The sequence below is a fragment of the Mesorhizobium sp. ORS 3428 genome, assembly GCF_001854785.1.
Lineage (GTDB): Bacteria > Pseudomonadota > Alphaproteobacteria > Rhizobiales > Rhizobiaceae > Mesorhizobium.
In genome coordinates this window covers 195722-210910 of the sequence record NZ_MDFL01000159.1, presented here as the reverse complement: position 1 = coordinate 210910, position 15189 = coordinate 195722, and the positions used below count along the sequence as shown (strand labels likewise).

Annotated in this window: 12 protein-coding genes; 1 reads left to right on the top strand and 11 read right to left on the bottom strand. The window is 63.7% G+C overall.

Annotated features, from left to right (window positions below; translation table 11 throughout):
* Nucleotides 1–6: 6 nt before the first annotated feature.
* The 3 genes from ORS3428_RS27440 to ORS3428_RS27430 all read right to left on the bottom strand — a co-directional run bounded on the left by ORS3428_RS27440 (nt 7) and on the right by ORS3428_RS27430 (nt 3254).
* Nucleotides 7–879, bottom strand: a complete 873-nt coding sequence (locus ORS3428_RS27440) for a glycosyltransferase family 2 protein (RefSeq protein ID WP_071101408.1) — start codon at nt 877–879, stop codon at nt 7–9.
* Nucleotides 879–1811 (bottom strand): glycosyltransferase family 2 protein, encoded by a 933-nt coding sequence (locus ORS3428_RS27435; protein WP_071101407.1) that lies wholly within the window; start codon nt 1809–1811, stop codon nt 879–881. Before ORS3428_RS27435 ends, ORS3428_RS27440 begins: the two co-directional genes overlap by 1 nt.
* Before the next feature lie 252 nt (nt 1812–2063).
* The gene (locus ORS3428_RS27430) at nt 2064–3254 is read right to left on the bottom strand and encodes an acyl-CoA dehydrogenase (protein ID WP_071101406.1); all 1191 of its coding nucleotides are present in this window, start codon (nt 3252–3254) and stop codon (nt 2064–2066) included.
* Between the two features lie 106 nt (nt 3255–3360).
* Here ORS3428_RS27430 and ORS3428_RS27425 point away from each other — a divergent pair, with 106 nt between their 5' ends.
* Nucleotides 3361–4272 carry a LysR family transcriptional regulator gene (locus ORS3428_RS27425; protein WP_071101405.1) on the top strand — a complete coding sequence of 304 codons (912 nt, stop codon included), beginning with the start codon at nt 3361–3363 and terminating at the stop codon, nt 4270–4272.
* Here the strand turns inward: ORS3428_RS27425 and ORS3428_RS27420 are convergent, their stop codons facing one another.
* The 8 genes from ORS3428_RS27420 to ORS3428_RS27380 form a co-directional block, all read right to left on the bottom strand.
* Nucleotides 4273–6588 carry a Tex family protein gene (locus ORS3428_RS27420; protein ID WP_071101404.1) on the bottom strand — a complete coding sequence of 772 codons (2316 nt, stop codon included), beginning with the start codon at nt 6586–6588 and terminating at the stop codon, nt 4273–4275. It lies immediately after the preceding gene.
* A 317-nt stretch (nt 6589–6905) separates the two neighbouring features.
* On the bottom strand, nt 6906–8084 hold the full coding sequence (locus ORS3428_RS27410; RefSeq protein ID WP_071101402.1) for a serine hydrolase domain-containing protein: 1179 nt from the start codon (nt 8082–8084) through the stop codon (nt 6906–6908).
* A 26-nt stretch (nt 8085–8110) separates the two neighbouring features.
* A complete protein-coding gene (locus ORS3428_RS27405) occupies nt 8111–9307 on the bottom strand; it encodes a serine hydrolase domain-containing protein (protein ID WP_071101401.1) in 1197 nt (398 codons plus the stop codon).
* 122 nt (nt 9308–9429) lie between these two features.
* On the bottom strand, nt 9430–10443 hold the full coding sequence (locus ORS3428_RS27400) for an extracellular solute-binding protein (protein ID WP_108723193.1): 1014 nt from the start codon (nt 10441–10443) through the stop codon (nt 9430–9432).
* 57 nt (nt 10444–10500) lie between these two features.
* A complete protein-coding gene (locus ORS3428_RS27395) occupies nt 10501–11313 on the bottom strand; it encodes an ABC transporter permease (protein WP_071101399.1) in 813 nt (270 codons plus the stop codon).
* Nucleotides 11306–12253, bottom strand: a complete 948-nt coding sequence (locus ORS3428_RS27390; RefSeq protein WP_108723192.1) for an ABC transporter permease — start codon at nt 12251–12253, stop codon at nt 11306–11308. Before ORS3428_RS27390 ends, ORS3428_RS27395 begins: the two co-directional genes overlap by 8 nt.
* Nucleotides 12253–13356, bottom strand: a complete 1104-nt coding sequence (locus ORS3428_RS27385) for an ABC transporter ATP-binding protein (RefSeq protein ID WP_071101398.1) — start codon at nt 13354–13356, stop codon at nt 12253–12255. The genes ORS3428_RS27390 and ORS3428_RS27385 overlap by 1 nt, the downstream gene beginning before the upstream one ends.
* A gap of 127 nt (nt 13357–13483) precedes the next feature.
* On the bottom strand, nt 13484–15142 hold the full coding sequence (locus ORS3428_RS27380; RefSeq protein WP_071101486.1) for an amidohydrolase: 1659 nt from the start codon (nt 15140–15142) through the stop codon (nt 13484–13486).
* Between the last annotated feature and the right edge of the window lie 47 nt (nt 15143–15189).

Below are 15189 nucleotides of genomic sequence, written 5' to 3'. Positions count from 1 at the left end.
CGGTGATCATGGGTGTCGGCCAGCCTTGTTGCTGTACCTGGCACCGACGGCCGCCCCCAGCGATTTCGCAAACAATGCCAGCCAAACGATCGGCAGCGAAAGCATTGCGAAATTCTTGTCCTTTTCGGGTAGRCCTTCTTTCGCGAATTTGCCGACATTGCGTCGGTCGCGAAACACCCCTTGGAAAACTCGCAGCGGCTTTTTGCCTTGAACGGATCCGAGGTAAGCGCCGTATCGGCGTCCGCGCCGGTACTGGTCGGCAATCAGCCTGGCCAGCCTCGTCTCATTGCGATGGACGGTGAGGACCGCGGGCTCCCACAATGGCTCCATCGCCCTCGGCAATCTCGCCATGAACTCGGTGTCCTCTCCCGACGCCATTTGCTCGTCGAACAGCCCGTACCGTTCGAACAGCTTGCGGTCGAAGGAAACGCCGTAACGAAGCGCCTTATGCGCGGCAAGGCCGGGCAAACGCCGCATATGCATGACAAGATGCGCCGCGCATGCCACCAGATTGCGCGGATGGCTGTTCAAAATCGCGCTCGCCACGGTCGGGGCGCCTCCACTGTGATGCCGCAGCCTGGCTGCGGCCCAGCCGGGACACGCCAGACAATCATCCGCGAGAAAGGCGACGAAGGGAGCCGTCGTCGCCGCTATGCCGACATTCCTCGCGGCGCCGACAAACAGCCTGTGTTCGAATTCGATGACGGGCACGTCGAGTCCGGCGTCGGCCAGAAGCGCCCGGGCATTTCCCCCACCGGAATTTACGACCACGATTTCAAGCGGGATGTTCTGGCCGAGCACCGATCTTACCGCTGCGACCAGTTCGGTCGGCGCTCGAAAACCAATAACCACGACTGCGAGCTCGGGCCTCTCGGCCATCAGGCACTTTGCAACTGGATTTGATGGRCCGAGAACCGGCGCCGCGCCGCGACTTTCAGCTGGTAGCRCAGGCAGCGCAACGTGTCGGCGGAAACCTTGGGAGCGGCTTTGGCAACCGCCAGGAATTTTGCTGCTGTTTCGATATCGCCGCGCGCGTAGTGAACGCGTGCAATCTTGAGTGCTACAAGCCCCTCCCTCACCTTGAGCGACGATTTCTGAATGCCGCTGTCGGTCAGGTCCCGAAGCGCCAGCCGCCACTGAAGAAAACGTGACACCGGCTTGACCATGAACCGATCGTCGGAGCGCTCCGAYGAGACGAAGTAGGTCATGGTGGGCTGGCTTGTTACCGCAAGCGACGCTCTGCTCATCACCTGCACCCAGAACAGCGTATCCTCGTCATAGGCGAGCCCGACTGGAAAGCGCGCGTCACCGATGGCACGCCGTGAGACCAGTGCGCTACCGACGGCAATCGACCGGATCCGCCCTTCCAGATAGGCGCAAGCGTTGGCGAGTCCCGTGGCGGTGTAACCGGCCGGCACTTTGAAATGTCGATCCACGCCATCGGTGCGCCTGCGATAGGCGCCAACCACCATCTCGGGACTCGGCTGCATTTTGGTCTTCGACAGCAATGTGCGCAGGCCGCGCTCCAGATGCAGATCGTCGGCATCGATCATATAGATCCAAGGAAAGCAAGCCTGTTCCAAAGCCAGGTTCCTGGAACCGCCGGCATCGCGGCAACTCGACCTGATGACCCGCAGCGGCAATCCCAGCTGCCCAGCCGCCTGCAATGCGACAGCCGCTGTGCTGTCGGACGACGAATCGTCGACTAGCAGAATCTCGCCGATCACGYCGGCCTCCGACGCAAGCGAAGCCAAAGTCCTGCCGACTGTCGCTGCCGCGTTGTGCGCCGGGATAATGACGCTGACTGTCATGAAAACTCCCTGCCGCGAAATGGAGCAGCAGTATTCAAAACCTCATTGTCAGGATATTCGGCCAATCGCAAGAAGCAATTCACCAGAAAGAGCCATCGCGCCGATATGGCTAGGCCGCCACCGGAATAATGTCGGCCGCCTGCTCGCCGACCTGGCCGCCAGCGGTTTCAGGACGCTGACGATCGGCGCCACGTCGGAATGGGCGCGGCCGTAGCCGGTGGTGAAATGGTCGTTGCTCGAGGCCTTCGGCTCTCAGAAGAACGCCTGCAGCCCGGTCTGCGCCCTTCCCAGGATCAGCGCATGCACGTCATGCGTGCCTTCATAGGTGTTGACCGTCTCMAGGTTCTGGGCATGGCGCATCACGTGGTAGCCGATCTGGATGCCGTTGCCGCCATGCATGTCGCGGGCCTGGCGGGCAATRTCGAGCGCCTTGCCGCAATTGTTGCGCTTGACGATCGAGATCATCTCCGGCGCCATCTTGCCCTCATCCATCAGCCGGCCGACGCGCAAGCTACCCTGCAGGCCGAGCGCGATCTCGGTCTGCATGTCGGCGAGTTTCTTCTGGAAGAGCTGCGTGCCGGCAAGCGGCTTGCCGAACTGCTTGCGGTCGAGGCCGTACTGCCGCGCCCGGTGCCAGCAATCCTCGGYGGCGCCCATCGCGCCCCAGGAAATGCCGTAGCGCGCCCGGTTGAGGCAGCCGAACGGACCCTTTAGGCCCGAGACATTGGGCAGTAGCGCCTCCTCGCCGACCTCGACGCCTTCCWTCACCACCTCGCCGGTGATCGAGGCGCGCAGCGAAAGCTTGCCGCCGATCTTCGGCGCCGAAAGCCCCTTCATGCCCTTTTCCAGCACGAAGCCGCGGATCTGGTTGTCATGCGCGGCCGACTTCGMCCAAACCACGAAGACATCGGCGATCGGCGCATTGGATATCCACATCTTGGAGCCGGAAAGCCTGTAGCCCTTCGCCGTCTTCTCGGCGCGCGTCTTCATGCCGCCCGGGTCCGAACCGGCATCCGGCTCGGTCAGGCCGAAGCAGCCGATCCATTCGCCCGACGCGAGCTTCGGCAGATACTTCCTGCGCTGCTCTTCCGAGCCATAGGCGTGGATCGGATACATGACCAGCGACGACTGCACGCTCATCATCGAACGGTAGCCGGAATCGATGCGCTCCACCTCGCGCGCCACCAGCCCGTAGGTCACGTAGTTGGCGCCGAGGCCGCCATACTCCTCAGGAATGGTGATGCCGAGCAAGCCGGCTTCGCCCATCTCGCGGAAGATCGACGGATCGGTCTTCTCGTCGGCATAGGCTTCCTCGATGCGGGGTGCCAGCTTGTCTGCGGCGAAAGCGGCTGYGCCGTCGCGCACCATGCGCTCGTCCTCGGAAAGCTGGTTCTCGATCAAGAAAGGATCGTTCCAGACAAAGGCGTTCTTCTCGGCGGCCATGACCTTGGACTCCCAACATATTTTTGATGTGCCCGGCTTATCGGCCTCCGCATGCAAAAAATCAAACAAAATTGCATCACGGATCAATGAGCGTTAGTAATGGATCATGAACGTCCAGCGCCGCCTGTTGCCGAATATCAGCGCCCTCGCCRCTTTCGAGGCGGTAGCGCGCCTCGGCTCTTTCACCGCCGCCGCCCGCGAGCTCGATCTGACGCAAGGCGCCGTCAGCCGGCAGATCAGCCTGTTGGAAGAACAGTTCGGACGACGGTTGTTCGAGCGCGACAGCCGCAATGTGCGGCTGTCGGCGGCCGGCGAAATCTATGCCGAAGCGGTGCGCTCGGCGCTCGGCCAGCTGCGCGATGCCGCGCTCGGATTGATGAGCAATCAGCATAGCGGCGTTCTCAACCTTGCCATTCTGCCAACCTTCGGCACGCGCTGGCTGATGCCGCTGATCCCGGATTTCGTCGCCCGGCACCCGGACATCACCATCAATTTCGCCACCCGCATCGGCCGCTTCGATTTCGCCCGCGAGCGGCTCGACGCCGCGATCCATCACGGCATGCCCGACTGGCCGGACGCGGACTGCACGCTTCTGATGCGCGAGACGGTTGTGCCGGTCGCGGCCCCCGAGTTCCTGGCGGGGTGGCAGGTCGCCACACCGGCCGACATCGGCCGGCTGCCGCTGCTGCACATGGCGACGCGCCCAGGCGCCTGGAGCGAATGGTTCGAGCATCAGGGGCTCGACACGCCGACCGGCCCCGGCATGCAGTTCGAGCAGTTCGGCACCGTCGCCCAGGCCTGCATGGCGGGGCTCGGCGTCGCGCTGCTGCCGGAGATCCTGATCGCCGGCGAGTTGCAGCGCGGACAGCTGGTGCCGGCGCCGGGCAAGCCGATGCAGAGCCGCAGCGCCTACTACCTGGTCGTGCCGCACGACAAGCGCGGCCACCCGCCGGTTGCCAGTTTTCGCGACTGGCTCCTGGGTCAGGTTGAGAAAGAGCCGGCTGTTCTGGCGTGGTAGCTATTTTCGCTTCATCGCCTCAGCGAGCGCCGCGCCGAAGGCACCCTGCGCCGGCCGTTCTGGCTGGCGTTGCGGCGCCGGCAAGCGCGGCGCGAGCTTGCCGCCGCTATCACGCTGGCCGCCACGCGAGGCCCCCTCGCCACCATCCTTGCGCATCGACAGACCGATGCGGTTGCGCTTGATGTCGACTTCGACGACCCGCACCTTCACCACGTCGCCGGCCTTCACGACCTCATGCGCGTCTTTCACGAAGCGATCGGCCAGCTGCGAGACATGCACCAGCCCGTCCTGATGCACGCCGATATCGACGAAGGCGCCGAAGGCTGCGACATTGGTGACGGTGCCTTCGAGCAACATGCCGGGCTTCAAATCTTTGATGTCGTCGACGCCTTCCGCAAAGGTCGCCGTCTTGAAGCCGGGGCGCGGGTCGCGTCCAGGCTTTTCCAGCTCGGCGATGATATCGCGCACCGTCGGCAGGCCGAAGCGCTCGTCGACGAAGACGCGAGGGTCGAGCGCCTTCAGTGCTGCGCTGTCGCCCATCAGCGAACGCACGTCGCGCCCGCAGGCGGCGACTATTCTTTTCGCCACGCCATAAGCTTCCGGATGCACTGCCGAAGCGTCGAGCGGCTCAGTCCCGTTTGGGATGCGCAGGAAGCCGGCGCATTGCTCGAATGCGCGCGGTCCGAGCCGGGCTACATTCAACAGGTCGCGTCGGGTTCCGAAAGGACCGGTCGCGTTGCGATGCGCGACGATCGCCTCGGCAAGCGACGGGCCGAGCCCCGAGACGCGCGCCAAGAGCGGTGCGGACGCCGTGTTGAGGTCGACGCCGACGGCATTGACCGCATCCTCCACCACCGCCTCCAGTGAACGCCCGAGCCGGTACTGGTCGACGTCGTGCTGGTATTGGCCGACGCCGATCGACTTCGGCTCGATCTTGACCAGTTCGGCGAGCGGGTCCTGCAGGCGTCTCGCGATCGACACCGCGCCGCGCAGCGACACGTCGAGCTCGGGGAACTCGGCCGCCGCCACGGCTGAGGCCGAGTAGACCGAAGCGCCGGCCTCACTGACGATAACCTTGATCGGTTTCGGCCCGCCATCCGCAGGCAGGCTGGACAGCATGTCGGCGACCAGCTTCTCGGTCTCGCGGCTGCCGGTGCCGTTGCCGATCGAGATCAGCTCGACCTTGTGCAGGCGGATGAGCCGGGCGAGTTCGGCTTGCGTGCCGCGCACATCGTTCTTCGGCGGGAACGGATAGACGGTCGTCGTCGCCACCAGCTTGCCGGTGCCGTCGACCACTGCCACCTTGACGCCGGTACGGATGCCGGGATCGAGACCCATGGTCGGCCGCGAGCCGGCGGGGGCGGCGAGCAAAAGATCCTTCAGGTTGCGGGCAAAGACGTGGATCGCCTCTTCCTCCGCGCGCTCGCGCAGGTCGCGCACCAGGTCGAGGCTCAGATGCAGCGACAGCTTTATCCGCCAGGTCCAGCCGCCGACTTCCATCAGCCAGCGGTCGCCCGGCAGGCTGGCGCCGATTGCATAAGCGTTGGCGATCATCCGCTCGACTGGCTTGACCGGCGACTGATCGTCGGCATCGACCTCGATGTCGAGCGACAGCACTTCTTCGTTGCGGCCGCGCAGCATGGCCAAGGCGCGGTGGCTGGGCACATTCGCCCAGCGCTCGACGTGGTCGAAATAGTCGGAGAATTTCGCGCCGGCCTCCTGCTTGCCGTCCATGACCCTGGCACGCAGAAAGGCGCGCTCCTTCATATAGGCGCGCAGTCTGCCGACCAGGTCGGCATTCTCGGCGAACTGCTCCGACAGGATGTCTCGCGCGCCTTCGAGCGCCGCTTTAACGTCGGCCACCTCTTCCGTAACATAGGCGAGCGCGAGTTCAGCGGGCACAGCCGCACGGTCGGCAAGGATCGCCTCGGCCAGCGGCCCGAGCCCCCGCTCCCTGGCGATCTCGGCCTTGGTTCGGCGCTTCGGCTTGTAGGGCAGGTAGATGTCTTCCAGCTCGGCTTTGGTGCTCGCCGCCGCGATCTTCGCCTCGAGCTCCTCGGTCAGCTTGCCCTGCTCACGGATGGAGCCGAGGATCGTGTCGCGCCGCGCATAGAGCTCGCGCAGATAGGCAAGCCGCTCGGAAAGGTCGCGCAACTGCGTGTCGTCGAGCCCGCCGGTGACTTCCTTGCGGTAGCGCGCCACGAACGGCACCGTCGCGCCTTCGTCCAGAAGCCCGATCGCCGCCGCCGCCTGCTCCGRCCGCGAGCCGATCTCAGCCGCGATGATTGCTGCGATGCGCTTGATGTCCGATGCCATGCTGGTCCCTGTCGAAAAGAGCGGCGACCATAGGCCGGGACGCCCGTTCCGCCAACCGGGTTGGTTTCAACCGAATGAGGGGTCCACAGGAAACCGTCTAACGTTGGCGCCGCCCCTCACCTGCCTGCCGGCATCCTCTCCCCGTATAGTGACGGGGAGAGGGACGCTCTCATCGCCGGTTTCGCCAATCGTCAGCGCTGCAGGAAGAGCGCCGAAGTTGCGGCCATCCTCCTTCTCCCCGTCACTATACGGGGAGAAGGTGCCGGCAGGCGGATGAGGGGCAGCGCCGACATAGACAGTCGGCTCGATAAGCGCCCTCAAACCATGCCGCTCAGCGCCTCAAGGAATGCGACGATTTCGACGTCGAGCTTGTCATCCACCGGCTCCGGCTGCGACGACATCTTGGCGACCACCACCTCTGCCTTGGGGTTGACGTAAAGCCACTGGCCGTGGATGCCGATGCCGCAGAAGGCGCCRCTGGCCGTGCCCATCTGGTACCATTTGTTGCGGTAGCGGCCTTCGGGGAAAAGGAAGGCCATCGTGCCGCGCTGCCAGGCTTCATGGCTGCCGCCGGCGGCCACCGTGTCGCGCACCCAGGCTTCCGGCACGATGCGGCGGCCATTGGCCACGCCGCCCTGCCGCATCATCTCGCCGATGCGGGCAAGGTCGCGCGGCGTCATCGACATGCCGCCGGCGGTGCGCGCGGTGCCTTCCATGTCGACTGTCACCGACATCTCGCTCGCAGCACCCAGCGGCAGCCAAAGTTTCTCACTGAGCAGATCGCTGATGCGCTTGCCGGACGCTCGTTCGAGAAGGATCCCCAGCATGTCGGAATTGGGCGAGCGGTAGCGATAGGTCTGGCCATGGGGCTCGGCGAGGCGCTGGATCGTCAGCAGGAACGTCGCAAGGCTCTCCGAGCCGCCGCCCGGATTCCACAGCGTCGCGCGCCGGTAGCGGGCGAAGGCGCTTTCCGGATCGAGATAGGCTTCCTCGAAATCGAGGCTGACCGTCATGTCGAGCACGTTGCGCACGCTCGCATCGCCATAGGCCGAGCCTTTGGCCTCGGGGATATACTGCGTCACCGGCGCCTCGAGGTCGAACAGCCCCTCGCCTTCCAGGATACCCGCGAGAACCGCCGTCACCGACTTGCTGATCGAGAAGATGATGTGGCGCTGGCCGAATGCCATATTGGGCGCCGACCAGTCGCCGACCAGCCTGCCGCCCTTCAGGATCGTCAGCCCATCGGTGCCGGAGCGCTTGAGGAAGGCCCCGACGGTTTCGGCTCCGCCCGCCAGCGTGAGTTTTTCGTCAAGCAACCCGCCAAGGGATTTGGCCTGTTCCTCGCCACCCGGCGCGGCAGCGACATRCACGCTCGGCACCAGCTCGCCGACATTCTGGAACGACCATTGGCTGAACGGCCTCAGCCGCCAGTTGTCGAGCCGCACATGCTTGCGGGCAAAGCCGTATTTCGTCTCGAACGCGGTCTTTCCGGTCACGATCTTCTCCCGGTTTTTCTTGCGAGTCAGCGAAGCGCTGCGGCTATGGCGTGCACGGCCTTCAGCGTCGCCACCGAATAGGCGGCGTTGACGAAATCCGGATAGGTCGAGAGCTTCACCACGACCATCCTATGCTCCCAGCTGATATGGATCAGCTGGCCGAACACGCCGCGGCACATCAGCGAGCGCGAGCGAGGGTCCTCGATCCAGAACTGGTTGCGGTAGCTGCCGTCCGGGAGGCTTGGGCTGAAATTCGGCCCATGCTTGCCGCTGCGCGTCGCCTCGATCCACTCGGCCGGGATCACGCCGCCGCCATTGTCGAGCATGAGCTGGCCGAAGCGGCCGTAGTCGCGCAGYGTCGCGTTGAAGCCGCCATCGGCCAGCGCATAGCCGGCGCTGTCGACGGTGAAGCATGCGCTCTCGTCGGCGCCGAGCTTTTRCCAGAGCTCTTCCGAAACCAGCTGCGCCAGGCGCTTTCCGCTCACCCGCTCCATGATGAAGGCAAGCACGTCGGTCTCGATCGAGCGGTATTCGAAGGCCTCGCCATGCTCGCGCACCTTATCCTTCAGCCGCAGGATCAGTTCGAACATATGCGTCGGCCAGTGGAAGCCGGGATCGCTGCCCGGCGGCACCGGTTTCCAGCCGCTGGCGACGTCGACCTGGCCGATCTCGGAATAGCGGTCGGTATACTCCTCGGWGAAGCRCACGCCCGTCGTCATRTCGAGCACATGCTGCACGGTGGCCCCGGCCCAGGCGGTCTCGCCGAGCTCCRGAAGATAGTCGGTGACCAATTTGGCCGGGTCGATCAGGCCGCGCCCGACCAGGATGCCGCACACAGACCCGGTCACCGACTTCTCCATCGATTGCGACAGGTGCAGCGTGCGCTCGTCCATGCCGTTGACGTAGCGCTCATAGGCTATCCTGCCGTCCTTGAGCACCAGGAAGCCGTCAGTATAGGTCTCGTCGAGCAGTCCGGCGAGCGTCGTCGCGACACCCGTGCTGTCCGCCACYGGCAGATCGTCGAGATCGACCTCGGCGCGCTCGAGGCGACGGCGATGGCCGTGGCCGCGCCAGACCTCGACGGTCGGCAGGACCGCGCGGATGTTCTGGAATGCCCAGCGGTTCCAAGGGCCGCGGTCCCAATCAAGCTTCGGAGGGACCAGCTTCGGCGGCGAGCCCTGCATGATCGGCGGCCGCGGATCGGAATTGCGGTATGACGTCATGGAACCCTCCCCCAAAGCATGTCGCGCAAAAGTGCGTAGTGGTTTTGCGGAAACGACATGCACAGAAATAGCCAAAAGAAAGGGAGGCATGGGCCTCCCCTCCTTCATGCTTTATGCCGGAGCTATTTGCGCAGGTTGGTCCAGATCTTGTTGTAGATCTCCACCACGTCGGGCGAGCACGGCTGGACGAATTCCGGCGTGGGCGAGCCGGCCGGCGGGCTGATCTCCGGCGAGTTGGCGAACTCCGGCGGCAGGAACTTGTGGCTGCCGGCGATGCCGTTGTCATAGCCGGCGAACTCCGAGATCAGCGCCGCGTTCTCAGGCGCCATGACGAAGTCCTGGAACAGCTTGGCGTTCTCGAGGTTCTTGGCGCCCTTCAGCACCGCGACATTGTCCATCCAGCCTTCGACGCCTTCCTTCGGATAGGCATATTTGATCGCCGGGATTTTCTGGCGCGAGCGGTAGGCTGCACCATTCCWCTGTTCGGTCACGACCACGTCGCCGGAGGTGATCTTGGTGATGGTGTCGTAGCTGAAGGTCTTCCAGGACGGCTTGGCGGCCGTCAGTATGTCATTGATCTTCTTCAGGTTGGCCTTGTCCGCGCCGCAGCGGGGCACGCCGGCATAGCGCTCGGCCGCATGCATGACGGTGTTGACGTCGTCGAGCACGTTGATCTGGCCCTTCAGTTCRTCCGGCGGATTGAAYAGGATGYCCAGCGTGTTGATGTCGCCCTTGAACTTATCCGTGTTGACGGAGAAGGTCGTCGTGCCGAACTGCCACGGCGCGGTGTAGTGGCGGCCCTTGTCCCAATAGACGTCGACGAAGCGTGGATCGATGTTCTTGCCGTTCGGCATCGCATTGGGCTCRGTCTTCTCGAGCAAGCCTTCCTCGATCATGATCTTCACRGTGTAGTCGGACGGCACCACGATGTCGTAGCCGGAATTGCCGGCACGCACCTTGGACAGCATGGTTTCGTTGGAATCATAGTCGTCCAGCGTCACCTTGATGTTGTATTGCTTCTCGAATTTCTCGATCAGCTTGGGGTTGGTGTAGTCGCCCCAGTTGTAGATATGCAGTTCGCCGTCGGCGAGCGCGGGCACCGCCCATAACAGGACGGCCGCGGAAACGGCYACCATCAGTTTTCCAGACATTCTATGTTCTCCTTGCCTTCCCATTGTTGTGTTGGAGCTTGGTCATTTCGCGCGTCGGCGCGCGATCAGGAATGAGACCGAGACGAACAGAATCGACACCAGAAGCAGGATGGTGGAGATGGCGTTGATCTCCGGCGTCATCGGTCGCCGGATCTGGTTCCAGATGTAGAGGGGCAGCGTCGTCTGGCCGGGACCCGCGACAAGCTGCGTGATGGTGAAATCGTCGAAGGAGACGATGAAGGCGAGTGCTGCGCCCGACATGATGCCGGGGACCAGGAGCGGCAGCGTGATGCGCTTGAAGGTATTCCACGGCGTGGCGTAGAGGTCGGCCGCCGCATATTCCAGCGTCAGGTCCATGTCCTCGAGCCGTGCCCGGATCGGCATGTAGGCGAAGGGGATGCAGAACACGGTGTGGGCGAAGATCAGATTGCCGATGCCGAAATTGAGCCCGAATGTGCCGGCGATCAGCGCGAAGAAGGAAAGCGTCGCCACCGCCGTGATGATCTCCGGCACCATCRGCGGCAGGTTGATCACCATGAAGGCCGCCGCCAGCCCGCGCCATGGCTTCACCCTGGTCATGCCGATGGCCGCCAGCGTTGCGCAGATGGTCGAAACGATCGTGGCGGTGACCGAGATGATCAGCGTGTTGCGCGCGGCGTTGTGGAACTCATCATTGCGCAGCGCGCTGCCGTACCAGCCAAGCGTGACGCCCTCCCAATGCGTGACCAGCGAGHCGCTGTTCAGCGAGAAGATCATCAGGATGAGGACCGGCACGTAAAGCACCAGCAGGCAGATGATGGCGATGGAGCCGAAGCCGGGCTGGTCCTTGATGTCGATGGTGYGGGGCTCAGCCATGCTGCACCTTGCCCGACGTGTTGCGGACATAGAAGTACAATGCAACCAGCACCGCGGCCATCAGGATCAGCGCCTGCGCGCAGCCGAGCGGCCAGTTGCGGCCCGAGCCGAATTGCTGGGCGATGAGGTCGCCGATCATTAGGTGAACGCCGCCACCGAGGATCAGCGGCGTCACATAGGCACCGAGCGCCGGGATGAAGACGAGCAGGCAGCCGGCGATGATGCCCGGCTTCGACAGCGGAATGATCACCCGCCACAGCACTTGCCGCCGCGTCGCGTAGAGGTCGTAGGCCGCCTCGATAAGCCGGAAGTCGAGCTTCTCCAGGCTCGAATAAAGCGGCAGCACCATGAACGGCAAGAAGRCATAGAGCAGGCCGAGCTGGATGGCGAAATTGGTGTAGAGCATGGTGATCGGCTTATCGATCACGCCGAGCGCCAGCAGCGCGTTGTTGATCAGGCCCTCGTCGCGGATGATGAACATGATCGCCAGCGTGYGCACGAGCAGGTTCGACCAGAACGGAATGGTGATCAGGAGCACCCACCAGTTGCGCTGCGCCGGTGACCTGGTCGCCATGAAATAGGCGGTCGGGAAGCCGAGCAGCAGGCAGACGATCGTTGTCACCACCGCGAACAGGAACGAGCGCAGATAGATGATCAGGAAGTCCGGCGTGAACTGCAGCGTGTCGTCGAAAATGTCGCGCTGGAACAGGAAGTTGAGATAGGCGTCCGTCGAGAACTGCCATTGCACGCCGCCATAGGGCGCGGCGACCAGGAACGAATAGACGCAGATGATGATGAGCGGCAGTACGCCGAAGATGCCGATGATGATCAGCGCCGGCAGCGACAGCAGCCGGTTGCGCCGCGCGCTTGTCTTCACGGCCTGGGCTTCAAACGACGCGGCCTTGGAGAGCGCAACAGGGGAGAGCGCGGCTGTCGTCATCAGTCTTTCAGGACGCGGGCCGCGTCCTCCTCGAACTGGATACCGACCTTGGCGCCGGTCTCGTAAGTGACCGGGCTCGAGCGGCTGTTCTGRTGGCGCACGATGAAGTTCTCGCCGCCGCCGTCGAGCTTCACGTGGTAATGCGTGTCGGTGCCGAAATAGACGATGTTGGAGAGCGTGCCAGTGATCGTGCCCTTTGCCGGGTCGGGCACAAGATCGGCATGTTCGGGACGCACCACCAGCGTGACGTCGCCGGACGGGTCGAAGCCCTCCGGATGGCCCGCGGCGACCGTCGCATTGCTTGCGAATTTGACCGTCGCCACACCGGGCTTCTTTGACACCACTGTGCCTGCCAAGAAATTCGTCTCGCCGATGAAGTCAGCGACGAAGCGTTCGGCCGGCCGGTCGTAGATGTCGCGGGGCGTGCCGACCTGCAGGATCTTGCCCGCCGACATCACCGCGATGCGGTCGGACATGGTCAGCGCTTCTTCCTGGTCGTGGGTGACGAAGATGAAGGTGATGCCGGTCTCGTTCTGCAGCCGCTTCAATTCGATCTGCATTTCCTTGCGCAGCTTGTAGTCGAGCGCAGAGAGCGGTTCGTCGAGCAAGAGCACCTTCGGCTGCGGCGCCAGCGCGCGGGCAAGCGCCACGCGCTGCTGCTGGCCGCCCGAGATCTGGCTRGTGCGGCGCGCCTTGAGCGCCTCCATCTTGACCAGCTTCAGCATCTGGGCGACGCGCGCTTCGATCTCCGCCTTTGGCTTGCCGAGCATCTCCAGCCCGAAGCCGATATTCTGTGCCACCGTCATGTGCGGGAACAGTGCGTAGCTTTGGAAGACGGTGTTGACCGGGCGCTTGAACGGCGGCAGCGGCGCAATGTCCTGGCCGTGCAGCAGGATTTCGCCGGCGCTCGGGAAATCGAAGCCGGCAATCAATCTCAGCAGCGTTGTCTTTCCRCATCCGGACGGGCCGAGCAGCGTGAAGAACTCGTTCTCGCGGATCGACACCGACACCGTGTCGAGAGCGGCCACCTGGTTTTCGCCGGTTCCAAATACCTTGCGTACACCGCGAACTTCGATCGCGTTCTTACCYGGTTGTTCCGGCACGATTACCCCATTGGGAGAGCCTGCTCTTGGCGGCAGGTTGGTTCCTGTTTGATTGTCACCACAAGCCAATCGGCTTGGCAACTGCGGAGCTGCAACTTGACTTTTGAAGGCAATTCCCATGCCACCCTCAGGCCTGATAGGTGATCTTCCCGCCGCAGATGGTGGTCACCGGCCGCACGGTATGCAGCGCTTCCGGCGCGGTCTTTTCCATGTCGGCGGAAAGCACCACGAGGTCTGCGAGGTATCCAGATTTCAGCCGCCCCTTGCGGTGTTCCATGAACTCGGCATAGGCGCCCTCGACCGTATAGCCGGCAATGGATTCATGCAGCGAGAAGCTCTGGTCCGGCAGGTCTTCTGCCCAAGGTTTGCGCATAACCGCCGCCTGGATGCCCAGAATCGGGTCAACCGGCGAAACCGGCCAGTCGGATGCGAAGACGACCCGCGCTCCGGCATTCTTCAGCGTGCGCCAGGCATAGCTCAGCGGCCACTTATCGCGGCCGATGCGCGAGATCGTCGGCTCCAGCGGGAAATTCATCGCGCCCGGTGGGTGCGGCGGCTGCATCGACGCGATGACGCCGAGTTCGGCAAAGCGCAGCACGTCGGACGGCGTTGTCACCTCGATATGCTCGATCCGGTGCCGGCTGTCGCGCCTGCCGTTCTTCTTCAGTGCCGCCTGATAGCCGTCGAGCACGGCCCGCACCGCGCCGTCGCCGATCGAATGCACGGCGATCTGCAGGCCGCGTCTGTCGGCCTCGACCGCCACCTCGGCGAAATGCTCGGGCGTAAACAGCGGCTCGCCGCGCCAGCCCGGCCGGTCTGCATAGTCGTCGACCATCACCGCCGTCCAGGAATCCAGCACGCCGTCATAGAAGACCTTGACCATGCCGGACGACAGCCACTCGGAATTGTAGGTCGCCGCCATGCGCGAAGCTTTTTCGAGCATGTCCAGCTTCATGAAATTCTTGAAGTGGAACGGGATCTTGGTGCGGCATAGCAAGCGCCCCTCCCTCTCCAGGCCGGCAAGCAGCTCGAGCTGATAGAGGTTGCCGTCCATGTTCTGGATCGAGGTGATGCCGTGCTTTGCGCACCATTCGAGCCCGCAATGCATGAGGTCGCGATCGGCGGCAAGCTCTTGCGCCGACGGATAGGGCTCCGGCTCTTGACCTGTGAGCCCAAGGCGCGTCCGGTTAGCGCCGAAATGCTCGAGGATCGGGCCGAACGCTTCGCCTTCGCGCAGCTCGCCGGCGGCAAGTCCGTCCGCGCCCATGACGACCTCGTTGCCCGGCCCAACCTGTTTGCCGTTGAGCAGGCCAGCCTGTTCCAGCGCCTTGGTGTTCGCCCACATCGTGTGATGGTCGGAAGCCGACATAGCGAAGGGACGGTCGGGGATGATACGGTCGAGATGATGGCGCGTCACCGGCTCCGGCAGGATCGAATAGTCGACGCCGGCGCCGATCAGCAGCCTGGCGTCAGGGCGTTTCGCGGCGAAAGTCTGAATAGCATCGCGCAGCGCGTCGAAACCACGCACGCCCGCCAGATGCAGATTGTCGAGCTCGGCCGCGCCGCCGAACAGATGCATATGCGCTTCAATGAAGCCCGGCAGGACGGAGCCGCCCTGGGCGTCAATGACGCGGGTGGCAGGACCCTTGTGGTCGCGAACGCTGGCGCGATCTGCGATCGCAACTATCTGATCGCCTTTGATGGCAATGGCCTGAGCGACGGGGGTATCCGGATCCATCGTCAAAATGCTGGCATTCTCGACGATCAGATCGGCCGATTGCGGCATCATTTTCTCCCCATTTGCGCCTAGGCTAGCAGAGTATTGGCGGCTGA

Excerpts from the sequence above, each read along its gene's own strand:
- ORS3428_RS27380 (WP_071101486.1), bottom strand. The coding sequence starts at position 15,142 with ATGCCGCAATCGGCCGATCTGATCGTCGAGAATGCCAGCATTTTGACG.